Origin of the sequence: Pelagibius litoralis, from assembly GCF_011683915.1 — a bacterium.
Lineage (GTDB): Bacteria > Pseudomonadota > Alphaproteobacteria > Kiloniellales > Kiloniellaceae > Pelagibius > Pelagibius litoralis.
On the sequence record NZ_JAAQPH010000015.1, the window covers coordinates 31,783 to 51,125 of the forward strand.

A 19,343-nucleotide genomic window follows, 5' to 3' on the forward strand; every position below is an offset into this window, starting at 1 on the left:
TCGGGAGGAACTTATGAAAAAGCTACTTTTAGCCGCCGTTGCCGCCAGTGTGATGAGCCTGTCGCCGGTGGCGTCCATGGCCGGTGAGATTGCCGTGATCGTGAAGACCACCAACTCCAATTTCTGGCAGAACGTCAACAAGGGCGCTTCCGCTGCCATCAAGGGGCAGAGCGATCACACGATGACGTTCAACGGCCCGGCTGCAGAATCCGCCATTGCGGCGCAGGTCGGCATGGTCGAAGACGCGATAAACCGCGGCGTCGCCGGGATCGTGCTGGCGCCCTCCGACCCCGATGCCCTGACGCCTGTCGTCAAGCGCGCCTACGAAGCCGGCATTCCCGTGACCATCATCGATTCGGGTCTGGGCGACGGTGCCGAGAAGTATTATCAGGCCTTCCTGTCGACCGACAACAAGGCCGCCGGCCAGCTGGCCGCCAAGATGATGATCGAGTCAGTCGGCAAGGACGGCAAGATCGCCGTGATGTCCTACGTTGCGGGTGTCGGCTCGGAAATCGGCCGCGTCGGCGGCTTTGTGGACTACATCAAGGCCAACTCCAACCTTGAGATTGTCGGTCCGTATTATTCCCAGTCGCAGATGGCGACCGCTTTGAACCAGACCACCGATGTGCTGGCCGCCAATGGCGACCTGAAGGGCATCTTCGGCGCCAATGAGCCGACGGCGGTGGGCATGGGCCGCGCCCTTGTCCAGGCCGGCAAGGCCGGCAAGCTGACGGCGATCGGTTTCGACGGTAACGGCGACCTGCAGGATTTCGTGCGGAACGGCACCCTGGAGGCCACGGCGGTCCAGGGCTCGTTCCAGATGGGTGAGCTGGGTGTGAAGGCTGTGATCGACCTGCTGTCCGGCAGCAAGGTCGAGCCTTTCATCGATACCGGTGTTGTCATGGTGACGAAAGAGAACATCGACAGCGACACCGCGCAGAACGTTCTCTACTAATCCCTGTTGCACTGGGGCAGAGGGTTTCCGGCTCTCTGCCCCAACTTTTCCCCCTGGCTTCGGAGCCATCGATGACAGCTGTGGGTCAGCCCGGCATCCCTGCTGCCACGACACCTCTGGCGGAGACGCCATTGGTGGAAATGGTCGGTATCGAAAAGCACTTCGGTGGCGTGATTGCCGTCGATCACGTGTCGATCGACCTACGCGCCGGCGAAGTCGTTGGCGTCCTGGGCCACAACGGTGCGGGCAAGTCCTGCCTCATGCGCATCCTTTCCGGCGCTATGGAGCCGTCGGAAGGCCGCATCAGGGTCGGCGGCAACGACGTGACCATCGCCTCGCCCAGCGATGCACGCGCGCTGGGCATCGAAACCATCTATCAGACCCTGGCTCTGGCCGATCATCTCGATGCGCCGGCCAACCTCTTCATGGGGCGGGAGTTGAAGACGCGCTTCGGCAATCTCGACGACAAGCGCATGCTCCGCGAGGCCCGGCAGGTGATCCAGCGCCTGAACCCGAATTTCAAGAACCTCAGCGATCCGGTTTCCAAACTGTCCGGCGGTCAGCGGCAGGTTATCGCCATCGCCCGGGCCATCTATTTCAACGTGAAGATTCTCATCATGGACGAGCCGACCGCGGCGCTCGGCCCCTCCGAAACGGCGATGGTGGCGGAGCTGATCAAGCGCTTGAGCGCCGAGGGAATCGGGATCTTTCTGGTTAGCCATGACATGCACGACGTCTTTGATCTCTGCGACCGTGTGGTTGTCATGAACAAGGGGCGCAACGTGGGCGCATATCCCATCGATCACGTTTCGAAGGACGACGTGCTGAGTCTGATTGTCAAAGGCTCTCTACCGGATGAATGGTTGCCCCGTTCATCAGCGTGAATGCCCGGATCGACAGTTTATAAGCAAGGTGGAAGAATGAGTGAGATGATGAAGTGCGGGGTCTGCGTCACGCCGGGGCAGTTCGAGATTATCACGGCGGAGAAACCGGAAACCGCGCCGGAAGGCTGGGTGCTGCTGGACAACTGCGCGGTCGGCATCTGCGGCACCGACTATCACATCTTCGAGGGCAAGCACCCCTTTCTGAACTACCCCCGCGTCATCGGGCACGAGTTGAGCGGCACGGTCGCTGAGGATGCGCATGGCTGGTCGAAGGGCGACCTTGTCGTTATCAACCCCTATGTCGCCTGTGGGACCTGTCGGGCCTGCCGCCGCGGCAAGCCGAACTGCTGTTACAACATCGAGGTGTTCGGCGTGCACCGTGACGGCGGCCTCTGCGACAGGCTGGCCGTGCCCGCGGGCAATCTCTATTCGGCGGAGGGACTGACCAAGGTTGAAGCGGCCATGGTCGAGTTTCTGGCCATCGGCGCCCATGCGGTGCGGCGGTCGGAGATTGCCGCCGACGACCGGGTTCTGGTCACCGGCGCCGGGCCGATCGGCATCGGCACAGCCCTTTTCGCCCAGCTGCAGGGGGCGGAGGTGCACCTGCTGGACAAAAGCAGGACCCGTCTGGACTTCGTCTCAAGCAAGTTGAATGTCGCCAATTGCCACCTGGTCGGTGAGGGTCTGCTGACCGGCGACCTGGCAGAGGGTTTCGATACGGTCTTCGACGCGACGGGCAGCGTTGCCGCCATCCAGGCCGGCTTCGCGCTGGTTGCCCATGGCGGCAGCTACGTTCTGGTGAGCGTGGTCAAAGACGACATCACTTTCGCCGATCCGGAATTCCACAAGCGAGAGATGCGTCTGATCGGCAGCCGCAATGCGCTGAAAGTGGACTTCGAGAGCGTTATCGAAGCTCTCCGGACCAGGAAGATCGACGGCTCGAAACTCTGCTCGGAACAGCTCAGCCTGGAAGACCTGGCCATACGCCTGCCCGAACTCGCCAGCAACCGCGATACCCTGATCAAGGCCGTCGTCACTTTGTGACACCAGAAAAGCCGTCACCCTTTGACGTCAGGACCGCGGTGATGCCGGACAGCGGATCAACGGGTCTTGACGAGGAAGGGCGAGAACTGTGGGGCGGGAACGACCGAGAAGACCTTGAGGCGGGCGAGCGTGCGTTTCTGCGCTGATTCCAGGTGGGCGACCAGGGCCGCCGCGGCGGCGTCGACCGATTCCTTTATCAGCAGCTCAAGCACCAGGCGGTGTTCGGAGAGCGTCGCGCTTTCATCCGCCAGGCCAAGGTACTGTTGAAAAGTCTGGGCCGTCGCAAGCGGTAGCTGGTTCTGACGGATAATCGATGTCATGCGCTTGTTGTCGATCTTCATCAGGCACTCGACATGCAAAAAGCGGTCGAACTGATGCAGCAGCTCGGGCGTCAGGTTGGTGTGGTCGAGTTCCAGCGTCAGCATGTGATCGCGCATGTTGGTCAGAACGGCCCGGTCCAGGTGCGGCGCGGCACTGGCCAGGGCGGCCGGCTCCAGCAGTTTGCGGATTTCGTACATCTCTTTCATGGCCGCCGCGGTCAGCGGACCGGCAATCCAGCGGGAGCTGGAGCTCTTTTGCACCAGGCCACGCTCATGAAGCCGACCGAGAACGTCCCGGGCGACCGTGCGGCTGACCTGAAACAGGCTTGCGAGCCGCGCTTCGTGGATACGGTAGCGTCCGAAGGCCGCGGCCGTGGCGACCTCCCGCTCGATTCTGCCGTAGATACGTTGCCACGATGATCGTGACTTCATCGCCTCGTCGATGTCCCCCGGCAGAGTCAGCCCGGACTGGCGGATGTCCATCCGAATGGGGACGGTGTTGCCGCCGGTCTTGGAAACAACATAGCCCCGACCCTCAAACCGGAGGATCCGTTGCTCCTCGTTGAGCATCTGCAGGGCCTTTTGGACCGGGGCACGACTGGTGCCGAAAAACTCGGCGATCGGTCCTTCAAGCAGGACCAGCCCCTCCGGAAGCTCGTCGGCTTCCAGATGATCGCGCAGCACACGGTAGACGAGCTCATAGAGTCTTTCCGGTGCTTTCGGATCGGTGTTCATCGAAGCGCTTACCTGGCGGGCTGGCCGCAGCCGGCCGGTTGCCGCAGGTCGCCCGGTGTTGGCGAACGGGTGATGGTCGGCTGTGCCGGTGTCGGGAGGGCTTGATTCACAGAGAGTTAGGCATGGCTGGCAAAGGGATTCGAACACACTCTAGTGCCGGTGTTTCGAACCTGCCAGCACCCCGGGGCCGTACAGTCGGTATTTGATCCTAAAATCGAAGATTGCATGCGAAGACCATTTTTCATCTTGATGGATCGATCTTTGTCGAAAGAATATTCCTAATATTCTGATGTTTACGAATGAATGGGTCTATTTATGGGGAGTACACTAATATTACCAAACCTCTGACTCTTGAGAAAAGATTATTGCATGCAAAAGTCATTTCGGATACTTTTTTGAAAATGCACAACCGCTGAGGCCGTCAAGGCCACGCGGAACGGGGATGACGCTGTCCAGCAACGCGTTATCAGCGAAAAAATCAGGGGGGCTGGCGTGAAAATCGAAACTCACGATCTTTCCGTTGTTCCCTGGAGCAGGGGATGGGGGCTGCGCCCGGTGGCCGGCCATGACCATGCTGCGACCCGCATCAGTGCCTGCGCCTTTGGGTGGTCCGCCGCATGACCGCCATCCTCGAACTGAAGAACGTCACCAAGCGCTACGGCGGCGACACCGCCCTCGACGGTTTGTCTGTTACGCTGGAAGCCAATGAGTACATTTCACTTCTTGGTCCGAGCGGATCCGGGAAGTCGACTCTTTTGAGGGTCATTGCCGGCTTCGAGAAGCCCGATGCCGGCGAGGTGCTTCTGGAAGGGCGTTCCTTGGCCCAGGTGCCTGCCTACCGGCGGGGTATCGGCTTTGTGTCGCAGGGTTTCGCCCTCTTTCCGCATCTCTCGGTTTTTGAGAACGTGGCTTTCGGGTTGCGCAATCGCGAAGACGATCCCTTGCAGGACGCCGCAGAGCTTCGTCGCAGGGTCGATGAGATGCTGGCGCTGGTCGGGCTTTCCGATCTGGGTGAACGTGGCATCGACCAGATTTCCGGCGGCCAGAAGCAACGGGTCGCCCTGGCGCGGACCCTGGTCGCCGACCCCAAGATTATCCTGCTCGATGAACCTCTCGGTGCCTTGGATGCCAACCTGCGGGCGCGCATGCGTGTCGAGCTCAGGCGGATTCGCCAGCAGCTTGGAATCACCTTCATGCATGTGACGGGTAACGAAGAAGAGGCGCTGGCGATGGGTGACAGGGTGGCCGTGCTCGACAGCGGCCGCCTGGCTCAGATCTCCGATCCCGATTCCGTCTATAACCGGCCGCAGTCTGCCCGCGTGGCGAAATTTCTCAACTGTTACAACATGTTCGAGGGGCGCCGTGATGAAGGGGGCGCTTTTCACGCCGGGGTCAGCAGCTTTGCCTGTTCGCCCGGTGCCGCAGCAGCAGGCGTGTATTGCGTGCGCTTCGACAAGATCAGGGTGGTTCCACTGCAAGGCCTGTCGGAAGACGGCGGCACCGGCGTCCGGGCGACTTTTATCACCAGCGAGTATGCGGGGCCGCGCATTACCTATTTCTTCCGCGGGGCTGACGGAAAGGTGCTTGAGGTGGAGTACCACCTGAGCCATCGGCGCCCCGATGAGTTCGCGGTCGGTGGCGACTACTGGCTGTCGTGGTCGCCCGACGAAGCGCTTGTGTATTTCCAATGAGAGACTTCAAGGCTGATGATGGACGCTAGCCGCGGTAACGATGTCCTGCCCGAAAGCGCAACGGCTGAAGAGGGTGTGAAGACAGAGTCCGGGGGCGGCGATTCCTCGGCACGCCGGATTACGGCGATGCTCATCGCGCCGGGAACGATCTGGATGCTGCTGTTTCTGGTCGTACCCATGCTGATGATGGTCTACGTCAGTTTCTGGACCCAGAAGACCTTCAGCATCGAACCGACCCTGACCGTGAAGAGCTGGGTTGCCTTCTTCTCCAGCGAGACCTATTTCGCCGCCCTGTTGAGAACGATCAAGATCTGGCTGATCGTGCTGGCGACGACTTTTGCGCTGGGTTATCCGACAGCGCTCTTCATCGGTCTCTTCATCAAGAACAAGACGGTCCAGACCATTGTCCTGGTGCTCTGCGTGGTACCCTTCTGGACCTCGTTCCTGATCCGTGTTCTGGCCTGGCGCCCCATGCTCGGCAAGGAAGGGGCGGTGAACATCGTTCTGGAGAAACTGGGTCTGATCGCCGAACCCATCGAGGTTCTGCTCTTCACCGAATTCAGCGTCGTCGTCGGTATGACCCAGATCTACGTGGTCTTCATGGTCGGTCCGATCGCCTTCATGCTTTCGCGCATCGACCCCAGTCTGATTGAGGCCGCGCGCGATCTTGGCGCCGGCACCTGGCGTATCTTCCGGACGATCATCTTTCCGCTCAGCTTGCCTGGGGTGGTGGTCGGGGCGATCTTCGTTTCGGTCATGGTCCTGGGCGAGTTTGCCACCTCGGCCGCGCTGTCGGGGCGCAAGGTCAATCTTCTGGGCAACATTATCGTGACCCAGGTGGGCTCCCTGAAGTGGGCCTTTGCCGCCGTCGCCGGTGTGATCCTCACTGCCGTCATGGCTATCGTCGTAGCGGTCCTGCTGCGCTTTGTGGATCTGAGGAAGGAGCTCTAGTCCATGGAGAACCGCCCCTTCCTCCGCTCCGCCCTGGCGTTCTACACCGCCCTTTTTATCGGCTTTCTCTATGCGCCCTTCGTGGTGCTCGGGATCCTCAGCTTTCAGGCCGGGCCCGAAGGCGGGCCGCAGTTTCCGATCACCGAGTGGTCGACTTACTGGTATGAGCATATCTTCGGGCTGACGCCGCCTTCGCGCATCGCCCCCCTGCCGATCGGCGAGGCGATGATCCGGTCGTTGACCCTGGCCTTTATGACCATGGTGACCTCGACCGTGCTCGGCACCATGACCGCCCAGGCTTTCCGCCGCCGCTTCAAGGGTTCCGGCTTCGTCTTCTATCTGGTCGTGCTGGGTATGATCGTTCCCGGCGTTCTGGTCGGCCTCGGCCTGGCGCTGGTGGCCAACAACCTGGGCATCTCCCGCGCCTGGTGGGGCACCGCCTACGTGGCCCATGTTCTCTACACCTTTCCTTTTGCCTTCCTCGTCATGCTGGCGATCTTCAACCGTTTTGACAGATCGGTGGAGGAGGCGGCCTGGAGCCTTGGTGTGACGCCGATGCGCACCTTCAGAAAGGTCACCTTCCCGCTGATCTTTCCCGGCGTCCTCAGTTCCATGCTGTTTGCCTTCACGCTCAGTTACGACGAGTTTCCGCGCACGCTTTTTGCCGCGGGCGCGGATCTGACCCTGCCGCTGGCGATCTACGGCACCTTCTCCGTTGAAATCCATCCGAACATCTTTGCCTTCGGTGTTCTGACGACGCTGTTCTCCTTCTCCATTCTCGCCGTCTACGGAATCCTGATGTCGCTTTCGGTGCGGCGCGCGAAGAAGGCCGCCATTCAGGAAGATATCCAATGAGGCCGCTGGAAGATCATGTCGCTGTGGTGACCGGTGCCGGCAACGGTATCGGCGAGGCCATCGCCCGGCGCTTGGTCGATGCCGGCGCCAAGGTCGTCGTCAACGATCTGCAGGCGGCGGCGGCTGAAAAGGTGGCTGCGGCCATAACCGCCGATGGCGGCGCTGCGACGGCCGTCGCGGGCGACGTTTCCGCGCCCGAAGATGTGTCCAGGATCTTCGAGCATTGTACCGAGGCATTCGGCGACTGCAGCCTGCTTGTCAATAACGCCGGCATTGTCCAGCAGTCGCTTTTTGAGGACCTCTCCATCGAGGACTGGGACCGCATGATTGCCGTCCACCTGCGCGGCACCTTTCTCTGCGCCCGGGCCGTGATCGCCCCGATGCTGCAGCAGGGCGAGGGGGTGATCGTCAACATCGCCTCCCAGCTCGGGCAGATCGGCGGTGTCGAGCTGGTGCACTACAGCGCTGCCAAGGCGGGGATCATCGGCCTCACCAAGGCGCTGGCGCGCGAGGTCAGCAAGCGCGGCGTGCGCGTCAACGCGGTGGCGCCGGGTCCGATCAATACCGATCTGGTGCGCAACCTTTCGGACGATTGGCGCCAGGCGAAGGCCGGGGAATTACCCCTTGGTCATTTCGGGGAGCCGCAGGACGTTGCCGACACGGTGGCCTTTCTGGCGTCGCCGGCGGCGCGGATATACGTCGGGCAGACACTGGGCCCGAACTCCGGGGACGTGATGCTTTAGGGCGTAGTGTTTTCGGATGCAGGGCTCTCGGTCAGGGGCCGGGAACGCAGGAACAGGAAACAGGGTTGATGAAGGCGATGGCAGATCAAGGGAGCGTACTCATCACCGGCGGCGGCATCGGCATCGGGCGCGCGACCGCCCTCGCTTTCGCCGATGCGGGCTACCACGTTATCGTGACCGACGTCCTCGACAAGCAGGGCGAGGCGGTTGTGGCGGAAATCAATGCCGGCGGCGGGGCTGCGCGCTTTCAGCATCTGGACGTCACCGACAGCAAAAACACCGACGCCGTGGTGGCCGATGCCGAAGCGCAGTTCGGTGCGCTCGATGTGGTGGTCGCCAATGCCGGCATTGCCCACAGGGTTCCCCTGGCGCAGATGTCCGATGAGAAGTGGGACCACACCTTCGACGTCGACTTGAAAGGCATCATGCGCGTCGCGCGTGCCGCCGTACCGGCGATGCGGGCCAAGGGAAGCGGGGCCATCGTCGCGCTCTCCTCGATCATGGGGGTCGCCTACGGCTGGGACGAACACGTCCACTACTCCGCCGCCAAGTCAGGCGTTGTCGGGCTGGTGCGCGGCCTGGCGGTCGAACTGGCGCGGGACGGAATCCGGGTCAACGGCATTGCGCCGGGCTACATCCGCACCGCCCAGGCGCTTTCGGAAGAACATTCACTCGGGCCGGCCGGCCTGGAAAAGGCGGCCGAGTTCATCCCGATTGGCCGGGTTGGAGAACCCGATGATATTGCCGACGTCGCCGTTTTCTTGGCGTCGCATGCTGCCCGCTACATGACCGGGCAGACAGTTGTGGTCGATGGCGGCCTTCTTGTGGGGAGGTATTGATACGCAGGAAGACTGTTTGGGCCATCAACCATTCGAACGAGAGTCATTGAAGGGAGACACTACAGATGTCTGTGAAAAATCAGCACTCTCGCCGCGATGTTCTGTCTGCGGCGTTGAAGGGAACGGTTGCTACCACGGCGTTGGCTCTGGGCGGCGGAACGCCGTTCCTGAACTCGCGCAAAGCTTACGCGGCGGCTGCCGATATTTCGAAGCAGCAGTTGCGGACCATCGGCCTGTCGGTGACGGTGCAGGAACGCATCCTCGACGATTTCAGGAACAAGTCCGGTGTCGGCGGCACCACGGGAACGGCGGCGACTTTCCCCGACGCCCAGACCAAGATTCTGTCCGGCTCCAAGGATTTCGATTGCTGGGAAACCATTGGCGAGCGTCTGCCCGCGGTGGTGATGACCAACAATGTCGATCCGGTATCGACGTCGGATCTGAAGAACTGGGGCAATATCCGCGACACCTTCACCAAGGTGGATTCCAAGTGGGAGAAGAGGGCGCAGATCACCGGCCAGATCTGGGCCGACGATGCCCAGACCAAGCTCTATATGGTGCCGACGGTCTATAACTATGACTCGATCGGTTACAACCCTTCTGTGGTCAGCGACGAAGAGGCCAATACCTGGACCGCCATCTTCGACAAGAAGTGGAAGGGGCGCTCCGGCCTCAATACCGATCCCCTGATCGCCCTGGGTCAGGCCGTTCTGGCGATGAACAGCCTGGGTATGTCCGACGTGAAGAACCCCGGCAACCCGAACCAGGCGGAGATCGATGAGGCGATGAAGTTCCTCATCTCGAAGAAGAAGGAAGGCCAGTTCCGAGCGCTTTGGGGCGATTTCGGCGAGCTGGTGAACCTTCTGGCTTCTGGCGAGATGGTGGTCTGCGATGCTTGGCAACCGGCGGTGATGGCGGTCAAGGCACAGGGCACGCCCTGCCGCTATGCGGTGCCGAAGGAAGGCTACCGCGCCTGGTCTATCGGTATCACCCCGATCGCCGGCACCCCCAACAAGGGTGCGGTCAACGCCTATGCGGATTACTGGTTGTCCGGGCCGCCGGCGATCACCGTTTCCGAGCAGGGCTACTACTCACCGACGACCAACGTGAAGGATGCGATGGATCCCGACCGCTATGCCTTCTGGTACGAAGGCGCTCCATGGAAGGGTGCGCCCTCGCGCGGCATCGTCGAAGGCGATCTGCGTGACGGCGGATCCCTGGCCGAGCGTGCTTCCACCGTCGCCTACTGGCACCAGTGGCCTGACGAGTACGACTACGTCATTGCGAAGTGGGACGAGTTCCTCAACGCCTGAGGATTCTTTCCGCCGACTGAGCGAAGGGATTGGGCCGGGGCATCTTGGATGCTTCGGTCCAGCCCGGCGCTGCGATTACTGGAGGCAGACTGTTCGTGGCATACGATCTGGAACTGATCGGCGTCGAGAAGGTTTACGACAACGGCACGCTGGCCGTTCGGAACTTCGATCTTCAAGTCGAAAAAGGCGAATTCATATCCTTCGTCGGGCCCTCCGGCTGCGGCAAGACGACGACGCTGCGCATGATCGCGGGTTTCGAATCGATCACCTCCGGCGAGGTGCGCATCCGTGGCGAACGCATCAACGAATTGCCGGCGGAACGGCGCCCGACATCGACGATTTTCCAGAACTACGCGCTTTTTCCGCATATGACCGTGCGCCAGAACATCGAATACGGCTTGGCGGTAAAAGGCCTGCCGGCCGCCGCGCGGCACGAGAAGGCCGACAGCATCATGAGCAAGCTGGAACTGCTCGACGTCGCGGAGCGTCGCCACGAGGGCCTCTCCGGCGGTCAGCGCCAGCGCATCGCCCTGGCGAGGGGCCTGGTGGTGGAGCCCGACATTCTTTTGCTGGACGAGCCGCTGGGCTCCCTCGACGCAAACCTGCGCAAATCGATCCAGAACGAACTGAAGCTTCTTCAGCGCAATCTCGGCATCACTTTCGTCTTCGTCACCCATGCCCAGTCAGAGGCCCTGGTGCTGTCGGACCGGGTCATCGTGATGAACCGGGGCGAGGTGGAGCAGATCAGCGGACCCTACGAACTCTATACAAGACCGGAGACGAGCTTCGTCGCTCAGTTCATCGGGCGGAACACCAACATCCCCGGCCGCCTTCGGGGCCGGGACGGTGGCCAGGCCGTTGTCGATACCGCATATGGGGCGCTGAAGGGCCACCTCAACGACGGTTCGCTGGGTGAGGGCGCGGAGATCATCGCGGTGGTGCCGTCGGAAGCCATCGATGTGCATCCGCTGACGGCCGACCGCAACGCCCTGGCCGAACAGTACCGGGGCAATGTGATCGAGGGTCTGGTGGAGACCGCCGACGTCGTCGGTCATACCGTGTCCTATGTGATCAGGCTGCCGGATGGCCGGGAAGTGATGGTCGAGAGCCATACGGAGAAGTACCGCGAGGCCTTCGAGGCGGGTTCGTCCCAGGTCTATCTGTCGTGGCTGCCGAACGAGGCGACGGTGATCGCCGCCGCCTGATCATTGGCGGCCAAGGATTGAAGGAGGGGTAAGGGATGATCGATGCAGAGACACTGTCGCGGGCTACGGCGGCGGGCATCGGTCGTCTGATCGCGGGCGGGGTCACCGATCCGGTCGAGGTCGCCGAGTACTTTCTCGGCCGGGCGACGGAGGCGAAAGAACAGAATGTCTTTCTCTGCGTCACCGCGGCACGCGCCAAGCGGGAGGCTGAGGCCAGCCTGAAGCGGTACCGGGACGGCCGGGCGCTGGGGCCGCTCGACGGGGTGCCGCTGTCCTGGAAGGACCTGTTCGACGTCGCCGGCAGCCCGACAACCGCAGGCTCCGCGTTGCTGCGCGACACTGCGGCGGTTCAGCAGGACGCCCCGGTGGTCGCCAATGCCGCGGCGGCCGGCATGATCTGTCTTGGAAAGGTCAATCTGACCGAGTTCGCCTACTCGGGTCTCGGTCTCAACCCGCATTACGGGACGCCCGCCAATCCCCATGATCAGGCGGTCGCGCGGGCACCGGGCGGTTCGAGCTCGGGTTCTGCGGTTTCGGTCGCCTGCGGGGCAAATCCCTGCTCGATCGGCACGGATACCGGTGGATCGGTGCGCATACCCGCCGCCTTCAACGGCCTCGTCGGCTACAAGACCTCCGAACGCCGGGTCGACAAGTCTGCGGTTTTCCCGCTTTCCGACACGCTCGACACCGTGGGGCCGCTCACCCGCTCGGTCGAGGATGCGGTGCTGCTGGACATGGCCCTGCGGGGGGCGGTCGCCAGTGCTGTGCGCCGGGCGGATCTCTCAAGCCTGCGTCTGGTCGTGCCCGAAAGCGTGGCCTTCGACGGTATCGAAGACGCGGTCGCGGCGAACTTCGAACGCTGCATCGACCGCCTGTCGGCGGTCGGCGCCAGCGTGGAGCGCCGCCGGTTTACTCTGTTCGAGGAAGTTGAAGCGGTGACGGCGGAACACGGCTCGCTCACCGCTGCCGAGGCCTACTTCGTGCACCGTGGAAGAGTCGATGGCGCCGACTGCGCCAAGGTCGACCGCCGTGTCGTCGCCCGGATCCTGGGCGGAAAGCGCATGTCGTCCCATGATCTGATCAGCGTTCTCCGCCAGCGAAGCCGCCTCATTGCCGCCTTCGGCCGGGAACTCGATGGCGCTTTACTGGCGATGCCGACGGTCGCGCATACCGCGCCCGAGATCGGCCCTCTGGAGGCGGACGACGAGCTTTTCCACGAGGTGAACCTGAAGACGCTGCGCAACACCATGCTGGGGAATTTCCTTGCCACCTGTGGCCTTGCCCTGCCTTCCGGCTGCGATGCCAAGGGCTTGCCGACCAGCATTCTGTTCTCGGCGCCGGGCGGTTGCGACGAGAAGCTGTTGTCCGACGGACTGGCGATCGAAAGCGCGCTGTCAGAGGTCTGACGCCGGGCGTTTCCTTCTGAAGCGGCAGACTGACCGCAGGAGATGAAGTGATGGAGGCTGAGAGAGAAGTGACCAAGATTGGCGTCGATGTCGGCGGGACGTTTACCGACCTGGTCCTCGAAACTACCAAGGATGGCGCGAGCCGGGTGCACGTCCACAAGGTTTCCAGCACGCCGGAGGACCAATCCAAGGGTGTGTTGCGTGGCATCAAGGAGATCTGCCAGGCGGCACAGGTCGAACCGGGCGACGTAAAGCTTGTTGTGCATGGAACCACGATCGCTACCAATATCACGCTCGAGCACAACGGTGCCGAGGTTGGCATGCTGACAACGCGGGGTTTCCGCGACATCCTGCATATCGCCCGTCACAAGCGGCCGCACAATTTCTCGATGCAGTTCGATGTTCCCTGGCAGTCGAAGCCGCTGATCAAACGGCGTAACCGAATCCCGATATCGGAACGGATTCTGCCGCCCTCCGGCGCGGTGGATACACCACTCAATGAACAGGAGGTTCGCGAGGCGGCTGAGTTGTTCAAGAAACGCGGTCTGACCGCAGTGGTCGTCGCGTTTCTTTTCTCCTTTCTGAACAACCAGCATGAGCGCCGGGCAAAGGAGATCATCCAGGAAGTGCTTCCCGACGCTTATGTCTGCTGTTCCTCTGAAGTGGTCGATGTCATTCGCGAGTACGAGCGCTTTTCCACCACCGCCATGAACGCCTATGTCGGGCCGCGGACCTCCCGCTATCTGCGAAACCTGGAGCGTAGCCTGAAGGAAGCAGGCTTCAACGCCGCGCTGCGGATCATGCAGTCGAACGGTGGGATCGGCACGACCCAGACCTGCTCCGAAAAGGCGGTGACGATCCTGATGTCCGGTCCGGCCGGCGGAGTTATCGCGGGCCGCTGGGCCGGGGGGATGTCAGGGGTCGACAACCTCATCACCGTTGACATCGGGGGCACTTCTGCCGACATCAGCACGATCCCGGCCGGCGAAATCAAGATCATGAACCCGCGCGATACCTACGTTGGCGACTATCCGGTCCTGGCACCGATGATCGATCTGGCGACGATCGGCGCTGGGGGAGGGTCCATCGCCTACCTCGACGAAGGCGGCGCCTTTCGGGTGGGTCCGCGTTCGGCCGGGGCCGATCCCGGGCCGGTCTGCTATGCCAAGGGCGGTAAGGAGCCGACGGTTACCGATGCGCAGGTCGTTCTCGGCCGCCTCGATGCCGACAAGCTGCTGGGCGGCGACCTGAAAGTCGATCCTGACCTGGCGCGCCAGGCAATTGACGGGAAACTGGCCAGACCCATGGGCCTGTCGGTCGAAGAGGCAGCCCTCGGTATCATAAGGATCGTCAACAACAACATGGCCCTGGCGATCCGCGCCAACTCGGTCGCCCGTGGCTTCGATCCGCGCGACTTCGCTCTCATGCCGTTCGGTGGTGCGGGCCCGCTGCACGGTGTCGCCCTGGCGCGCATCGTCTCCGCCAACGAAGTCATCGTGCCGCCCGCGCCGGGTATCACGGCCGCTGTCGGGCTGCTGGTGACTGACATGCAGTACGAGTTCACCCGCTCGGTTCTCGCCATTCTCAACGAAGCCGATCAAAAGACGCTGGATAATATCAACGTCCATGCGGAGAAGCTCGAACAGCTTTGCCGCGAGCGGCTGGTGGCCGACGGCGTACCGCCGGAGGAGCATCGCTTCGTCAGGATCGCCGAGTGCCGTTATCAGGGGCAGGGCTTCGAACTGCGCGCGGAAATGCCGGGCGGTCCTGTGACCTTGGAGAACAAGGACATCGTGATGGAGAACTTCCATCGCCAGCACAAGCAGGACTACGGCTATGCCTTCGAAGGATCGCTGGTCGAGGTCGTGACGCTGCGCGTCATCGGCGTTGCGGATGTCGAGAGCCTCGAATGGCCGAGACTCGGAAAAGCCAACGGCACCGGGATCGACAGCGCCTACCTCTTCAGCCGGCCAACGACCTTCGATGACGGCCAGACGCTGGAGACGCCACGATACGACCGCGGAAAGCTCTTGGCCGGCCATGAGATACCAGGGCCGGGGATCATCATCCAGCATAACTCGACCACTCTGGTGCCACCAGGGTGTACGGCCCGGGTTCTGGAGTCCGGCAACATGCATGTATCCGTCTAATTTCCGGTTGGAGAGCGAAACATGATCAGTAAGGAAGTGGATCCCATCACCCTACAGGTGATCGCCGGTGCCTTCGATACCATCGCCCAGGAGATGGGGCATGTGCTCTATCGCATGTCGTTCTCCTCGATCATCCGGGAGTCGCAGGACCTCGGCGCGGGTTTGTTCGACGCCGACTTCAACACGCTTTGCGAGTCGGATTCGACGCCACTGCACATCGGCTCGATTCCGGGTTACCTGCGCGGCATCCAGGATTCTCTGCAGGGCGGCACGTGGCACGAGGGTGATATCGTCATCCACAATCATCCTTATTACGGGGCAAGCCATTCCCCGGATATTGCCGTGGTGATGCCGATCTTCTGGCAGGGCGAGCTGGTCGGCTTTTCCGCCAACACCGCCCATCATGTCGACATCGGCTCGGCGACCCCCGGCCTCATCATCGATATTCCCGACGTTTTTGCCGAGGGCATGCTGTTCGCCGGGATCAAGCTCTACGAGAAGGGCAAACGAAACGACGCGATCTGGCAGTTCATCGGCCACAACAGCCGCATGCCCAAGCAGTTGCAGGACGATATCGAGGCACAGATCGCCTCGGTCAAGCTCGGCGCTCGGCGCTTCATCGAACTGATCGAAAATTACGGTAAGGAGACGGTTCTGACCGCTTCCGGCCAGTTGATGGATTATTCGGAACGCATCCTGCGCAGCAGGATCGCTGAGATCCCCGACGGAGAATACTACGCCGACGGTTTCATGGACGATGATGGGCGCAACCGAGATATTCGCCTGCCGGTCAAGGTCTGCGTCCGCATCAGCGGTGACTCGGTCGAGGTCGACCTGACGGGCTCCGCCGATCAGGTTCCGACCGGCTTTAACGTCCCCTTCGAGGGCTCGACCAAGGTCGCCTGTTTCTTCGCTTTCCGGGCGCTGCTTCTGGATACCGCAACCTCTGAGGAATACGTTCCACAGAACGAGGGGTCGTTCCGTCCGATCAAGGTGATCGCGCCGAAAGGATCGATCTTCAATCCCGAATTCCCGGCGGCGGCCGAAGCCCGCTTCACCCAGTGCAACCGCGTCATCGACCTCATCGTGAAGGCGCTCTCGCCGGTGCTGCCGGATCGGGTCACAGCCGGCAATTCCGCCAGCCTTTCCTTCGTTGCCTATTCGGGAATCCGGCCGAGCGGCGACTACTGGGTCTTCCTGGAGGTCAACGAGGGTGCCTATGGCGGGCGACCGCGCTCCGACGGGCCCGATGCCATCGACAATCTGATGTGCAACACCCGCAACAATCCGATCGAGGATCTCGGCATGCATCTGCCGATGATCTGCGACCGCTACGAGCTGCGCGATGATGTCATGCCGGGCGCCGGCAGGTACCGCGGCGGTATCGGAGTGGTCAAGGCACAGCGGCTGCTGACCGACGGATCGATCACCCATGAGAACGAGCGCCATCTTGATACGCCTTGGGGAGCCTTTGGCGGGATGCCGGGGGCGGTCGGCAAGGTCGAGCTTTACAACACCTTGGAAGACAGAGGGATAGAGCAGCTGCCGGCCAAGTTCTCCGGCGTGTCGGTGAAAGCCGGTGATGTGATGGCCTTCTACGCGCCTTGCGGCGGCGGCTTCGGTGATCCGCTGGAGCGCTCGCCCGAGCAGGTGCGCGAGGACGTGCTGGATGGCTTTTGCACGCTGGAGTACGCCCACCAGGCTTATGGCGTGGTGATCACCGGCGATGAGGAGGTCGATCTTGCGGCGACCGATGAACTGCGAACGCAAATGCGGCACAAGGTTGCTTGAAGACCGTATGGCCGATCGAATGAGTCTTAAGAACAGGAAAAGCTGATGGCACTGGATATCAACTGCGACATGGGCGAGAGCTTCGGGCTCTACAAGATGGGCGATGACGAGGGCATCATGCCCTTCATAACCGTGGCCAACGTCGCCTGCGGGTTTCACGCCTCCGACCCCACGGTGATGCGCCAGACCGTGCGCCTTGCGAAAGCCAACAGCGTGCGGGTGGGGGCGCATCCCTCCCTGCCCGATCTGCAGGGTTTCGGGCGCCGCGAGATGAAAATGCGCCCCGAAGAGCTGACCGCCTGCATCCTTTATCAGGTCGGTGCGCTGAAGGCCTTTCTCGATGCCGAGGGCATGGCGCTGAACCACATCAAGCCGCATGGTTCCCTCTACGGCATGGCGGCCCGCGACAAGGCGGTGGCGGAAGCCATCTGCGATGCGGTTTCCGTTTATGGCGTTCCTGTTTACGGCCTGGCCGGTACCCAGCAGGAAGAGGTCTGCCGGGCGCGCGATATGACCTTCCTGGCCGAATACTTCGCGGACCTTGGCTACGGCAAGGACGGCGGCCTGATCATCACCCGCGAACACGAGGCCGTTGACCCCGCAGACTCCGCGGCCCGCTGCCTGCGTGCGGTAAAGGAAGGCCGTGTGGCAAGTGTCGAAGGCAACGACATTCCGGTGCGCGCGGAGACGGTCTGCGTCCATTCCGACACACCTAATGCGGTCGAGGTCGCGCAGGCGGTGCGCGGCGTGCTCGATCCGTTCATCAAGGCCGCATGATGGCGCAGCAACTCCGATCAGCCGATACAGGGACATGACGATGAAGCAAATACTCTCCCCACTGCCCGGTACGTTCTATCGCAAGCCCTCACCGGAGGCGCCGGCCTACAAGTCGGAGGGCGACAGCGTCGCCGTGGGCGATGTCGTCGGCCTGATCGAGGTGATGAAGTCGTTTCACGAGGTGAAGTCGGAGGCGGAAGGAAAGATCAAGGCTTTCGCGATCGAGAACGAAGATCCGGTGACAGCGGGGCAGGTCCTGGCCGAGCTCGAGGACTGAGCGTGACAGGGCCGAGTGGACCGAAATGAATATAAAGACGCTTCTTATCGCCAACCGCGGGGAGATCGCCGTTCGGATCATCCGGGCGGCGCGGGAGCTGGGTATCCGTAGCGTCCAGGTCTACAGCGATGCCGATGCCGACTCCCTGGCGGTGAAAATGGCCGATGAAGCGGTGAATATCGGCCCGCCCCAGGCCGCCAAGTCGTATCTCAATGCGGCAGCCCTTCTGGAGGCGGCGGCCAAGACTGGCGCCGACGCGGTTCATCCCGGTTATGGCTTCTTCTCCGAGAATGCGGACTTCGCCGATGCGGTTGCGGCCGCGGGCCTGGTCTTCATCGGCCCCTCTGGCGACACCATCCGCCTGATGGGCGACAAGGTTGCCGCGCGCACGACGGCAGCCGCTGCCGGTGTACCCACGGTGCCGGGCAGCGACGGGCGCATCGACGACCTGGACGAAGCGCGGCGGCTGGTCGAAGAGATCGGCTTTCCGGTCATGATCAAGGCCGCCGCCGGCGGCGGTGGCCGGGGCATCCGCATTGTCGACGATCTGGCGGCCTTCGATCAAATGGCGCCGCAGGCCCGGGCGGAAGCGCAGGCCGCTTTCGGTGACGGCGGTATCTACGTCGAAAAGGTCATCCGGGACGCGCGCCATATCGAGGTTCAGGTGCTGGGTGACGGCGCGAACGTCATCCATTGCTACGAGCGCGAGTGCTCGCTGCAGCGCCGCCGCCAGAAGGTCTGGGAGGAAGCGCCGGCTGCCGCCCTGCCGCAGGCTGCCCGCGAAGCGCTCTGCGCCGCGGCGGTGCAGCTCGCTTCCGCCGTCGACTACCGCGGGGCCGGCACGGTTGAGTTCCTCTACGACGATGCCAGCGGCGGCTTCTACTTTATCGAGATGAATACCCGTATTCAGGTCGAGCACCCGGTGACGGAGTTTGTCACCGCTATCGACCTGGTGAGGGAGATGATCCGGGTTGCGGCGGGAGAACCCCTTTCCCTGCGCCAGGAGGCGGTCCGCCTGCGCGGCCATGCGATCGAAGTCAGGATCAACGCCGAGGATCCGTCGAAGGGTTTCATGCCCTTTCCCGGCACGGTCGGGACCTTGGCGGTGCCCGGCGGGCCGGGCGTGCGCTTCGACAGCATGCTCTACAGCGGCTATGCCATTCCGCCCTTCTACGACTCCCTGCTCGGCAAGCTGATTGTCCATGACGACACGCGCGAAGCCGCCATCGAGCGCTTGCGCCGCGCCCTCAGGGAACTCGATCTCGGTGCCCTGAAAACGACGAAACCTCTATTCGTCGCACTGGCTGAAGACGAAGACGTGCGGCGCGGCGCCTTTCACACGCGCTGGCTGGAGCACTGGCTGGAAGAAAACGCAGATCGCCTTGCAGGAACGGGAGAGTGATGGAA

Annotated in this window: 17 protein-coding genes; 16 read left to right on the forward strand and 1 reads right to left on the reverse strand. The window is 62.4% G+C overall.

Going from position 1 to position 19,343, the window contains the following annotated elements:
* Nucleotides 1-13: 13 nt before the first annotated feature.
* The 3 genes from HBA54_RS18510 (at nt 14) to HBA54_RS18520 (ending at nt 2,883) form a co-directional block, all read left to right on the forward strand.
* Nucleotides 14-955, forward strand: coding sequence for an ABC transporter substrate-binding protein (locus HBA54_RS18510; RefSeq protein WP_167227368.1), 942 nt, complete (start codon nt 14-16; stop codon nt 953-955).
* 71 nt (nt 956-1,026) lie between these two features.
* Complete coding sequence (locus HBA54_RS18515) at nt 1,027-1,839, forward strand: ATP-binding cassette domain-containing protein (RefSeq protein WP_167227370.1); 813 nt, start codon at nt 1,027-1,029, stop codon at nt 1,837-1,839.
* Between the two features lie 36 nt (nt 1,840-1,875).
* Nucleotides 1,876-2,883, forward strand: coding sequence for a zinc-binding alcohol dehydrogenase family protein (locus HBA54_RS18520; protein ID WP_205944753.1), 1,008 nt, complete (start codon nt 1,876-1,878; stop codon nt 2,881-2,883).
* 56 nt (nt 2,884-2,939) lie between these two features.
* Here the strand turns inward: HBA54_RS18520 and HBA54_RS18525 are convergent, their stop codons facing one another.
* Nucleotides 2,940-3,938, reverse strand: a complete 999-nt coding sequence (locus HBA54_RS18525) for a GntR family transcriptional regulator (RefSeq protein ID WP_167227372.1) — start codon at nt 3,936-3,938, stop codon at nt 2,940-2,942.
* A 617-nt stretch (nt 3,939-4,555) separates the two neighbouring features.
* Between HBA54_RS18525 and HBA54_RS18530 the strand changes: the two genes are divergently transcribed.
* From HBA54_RS18530 to HBA54_RS18590, 13 genes are all read left to right on the forward strand, one after another.
* Entirely contained in the window at nt 4,556-5,629 is a 1,074-nt protein-coding gene (locus tag HBA54_RS18530) for an ABC transporter ATP-binding protein (protein WP_167227374.1), read from the forward strand.
* A 15-nt stretch (nt 5,630-5,644) separates the two neighbouring features.
* A complete protein-coding gene (locus HBA54_RS18535; protein WP_205944754.1) occupies nt 5,645-6,580 on the forward strand; it encodes an ABC transporter permease in 936 nt (311 codons plus the stop codon).
* A 3-nt stretch (nt 6,581-6,583) separates the two neighbouring features.
* Nucleotides 6,584-7,435 carry an ABC transporter permease gene (locus HBA54_RS18540; RefSeq protein ID WP_167227376.1) on the forward strand — a complete coding sequence of 284 codons (852 nt, stop codon included), beginning with the start codon at nt 6,584-6,586 and terminating at the stop codon, nt 7,433-7,435.
* A complete protein-coding gene (locus tag HBA54_RS18545; RefSeq protein WP_167227378.1) occupies nt 7,432-8,178 on the forward strand; it encodes an SDR family NAD(P)-dependent oxidoreductase in 747 nt (248 codons plus the stop codon). The genes HBA54_RS18540 and HBA54_RS18545 overlap by 4 nt, the downstream gene beginning before the upstream one ends.
* Nucleotides 8,179-8,246: 68 nt before the next feature.
* A complete protein-coding gene (locus HBA54_RS18550) occupies nt 8,247-9,017 on the forward strand; it encodes an SDR family NAD(P)-dependent oxidoreductase (protein WP_167227380.1) in 771 nt (256 codons plus the stop codon).
* A 65-nt stretch (nt 9,018-9,082) separates the two neighbouring features.
* Complete coding sequence (locus tag HBA54_RS18555; protein WP_167227382.1) at nt 9,083-10,330, forward strand: ABC transporter substrate-binding protein; 1,248 nt, start codon at nt 9,083-9,085, stop codon at nt 10,328-10,330.
* A gap of 95 nt (nt 10,331-10,425) precedes the next feature.
* Complete coding sequence (locus tag HBA54_RS18560) at nt 10,426-11,535, forward strand: ABC transporter ATP-binding protein (RefSeq protein ID WP_167227384.1); 1,110 nt, start codon at nt 10,426-10,428, stop codon at nt 11,533-11,535.
* A 35-nt stretch (nt 11,536-11,570) separates the two neighbouring features.
* Entirely contained in the window at nt 11,571-12,941 is a 1,371-nt protein-coding gene (locus HBA54_RS18565; protein ID WP_167227386.1) for an amidase, read from the forward strand.
* A gap of 50 nt (nt 12,942-12,991) precedes the next feature.
* On the forward strand, nt 12,992-15,091 hold the full coding sequence (locus tag HBA54_RS18570) for a hydantoinase/oxoprolinase family protein (RefSeq protein WP_205944755.1): 2,100 nt from the start codon (nt 12,992-12,994) through the stop codon (nt 15,089-15,091).
* 21 nt (nt 15,092-15,112) lie between these two features.
* Nucleotides 15,113-16,882 (forward strand): hydantoinase B/oxoprolinase family protein, encoded by a 1,770-nt coding sequence (locus HBA54_RS18575; protein ID WP_167227389.1) that lies wholly within the window; start codon nt 15,113-15,115, stop codon nt 16,880-16,882.
* A 45-nt stretch (nt 16,883-16,927) separates the two neighbouring features.
* Complete coding sequence (locus HBA54_RS18580; protein ID WP_167227391.1) at nt 16,928-17,659, forward strand: LamB/YcsF family protein; 732 nt, start codon at nt 16,928-16,930, stop codon at nt 17,657-17,659.
* 40 nt (nt 17,660-17,699) lie between these two features.
* A complete protein-coding gene (locus HBA54_RS18585; RefSeq protein WP_167227393.1) occupies nt 17,700-17,936 on the forward strand; it encodes an acetyl-CoA carboxylase in 237 nt (78 codons plus the stop codon).
* A 25-nt stretch (nt 17,937-17,961) separates the two neighbouring features.
* On the forward strand, nt 17,962-19,338 hold the full coding sequence (locus HBA54_RS18590; RefSeq protein WP_167227395.1) for an acetyl-CoA carboxylase biotin carboxylase subunit: 1,377 nt from the start codon (nt 17,962-17,964) through the stop codon (nt 19,336-19,338).
* Nucleotides 19,339-19,343: the final 5 nt, after the last annotated feature.

What these genes read in the sequence shown, in the direction of transcription:
- HBA54_RS18540 (WP_167227376.1), top strand. Translation starts at nt 6,584, where the DNA reads ATGGAGAACCGCCCCTTCCTCCGCTCCGCCCTGGCGTTCTACACCGCC.
- HBA54_RS18525 (WP_167227372.1), bottom strand. Translation starts at nt 3,938, where the DNA reads ATGAACACCGATCCGAAAGCACCGGAAAGACTCTATGAGCTCGTCTAC.
- HBA54_RS18555 (WP_167227382.1), top strand. Translation starts at nt 9,083, where the DNA reads ATGTCTGTGAAAAATCAGCACTCTCGCCGCGATGTTCTGTCTGCGGCG.
- HBA54_RS18565 (WP_167227386.1), top strand. Translation starts at nt 11,571, where the DNA reads ATGATCGATGCAGAGACACTGTCGCGGGCTACGGCGGCGGGCATCGGT.
- HBA54_RS18520 (WP_205944753.1), top strand. Translation starts at nt 1,876, where the DNA reads ATGAGTGAGATGATGAAGTGCGGGGTCTGCGTCACGCCGGGGCAGTTC.
- HBA54_RS18575 (WP_167227389.1), top strand. Translation starts at nt 15,113, where the DNA reads ATGATCAGTAAGGAAGTGGATCCCATCACCCTACAGGTGATCGCCGGT.
- HBA54_RS18545 (WP_167227378.1), top strand. Translation starts at nt 7,432, where the DNA reads ATGAGGCCGCTGGAAGATCATGTCGCTGTGGTGACCGGTGCCGGCAAC.
- HBA54_RS18570 (WP_205944755.1), top strand. Translation starts at nt 12,992, where the DNA reads ATGGAGGCTGAGAGAGAAGTGACCAAGATTGGCGTCGATGTCGGCGGG.
- HBA54_RS18510 (WP_167227368.1), top strand. Translation starts at nt 14, where the DNA reads ATGAAAAAGCTACTTTTAGCCGCCGTTGCCGCCAGTGTGATGAGCCTG.
- HBA54_RS18530 (WP_167227374.1), top strand. Translation starts at nt 4,556, where the DNA reads ATGACCGCCATCCTCGAACTGAAGAACGTCACCAAGCGCTACGGCGGC.
- HBA54_RS18535 (WP_205944754.1), top strand. Translation starts at nt 5,645, where the DNA reads ATGATGGACGCTAGCCGCGGTAACGATGTCCTGCCCGAAAGCGCAACG.
- HBA54_RS18585 (WP_167227393.1), top strand. Translation starts at nt 17,700, where the DNA reads ATGAAGCAAATACTCTCCCCACTGCCCGGTACGTTCTATCGCAAGCCC.
- HBA54_RS18580 (WP_167227391.1), top strand. Translation starts at nt 16,928, where the DNA reads ATGGCACTGGATATCAACTGCGACATGGGCGAGAGCTTCGGGCTCTAC.
- HBA54_RS18515 (WP_167227370.1), top strand. Translation starts at nt 1,027, where the DNA reads ATGACAGCTGTGGGTCAGCCCGGCATCCCTGCTGCCACGACACCTCTG.
- HBA54_RS18550 (WP_167227380.1), top strand. Translation starts at nt 8,247, where the DNA reads ATGAAGGCGATGGCAGATCAAGGGAGCGTACTCATCACCGGCGGCGGC.
- HBA54_RS18590 (WP_167227395.1), top strand. Translation starts at nt 17,962, where the DNA reads ATGAATATAAAGACGCTTCTTATCGCCAACCGCGGGGAGATCGCCGTT.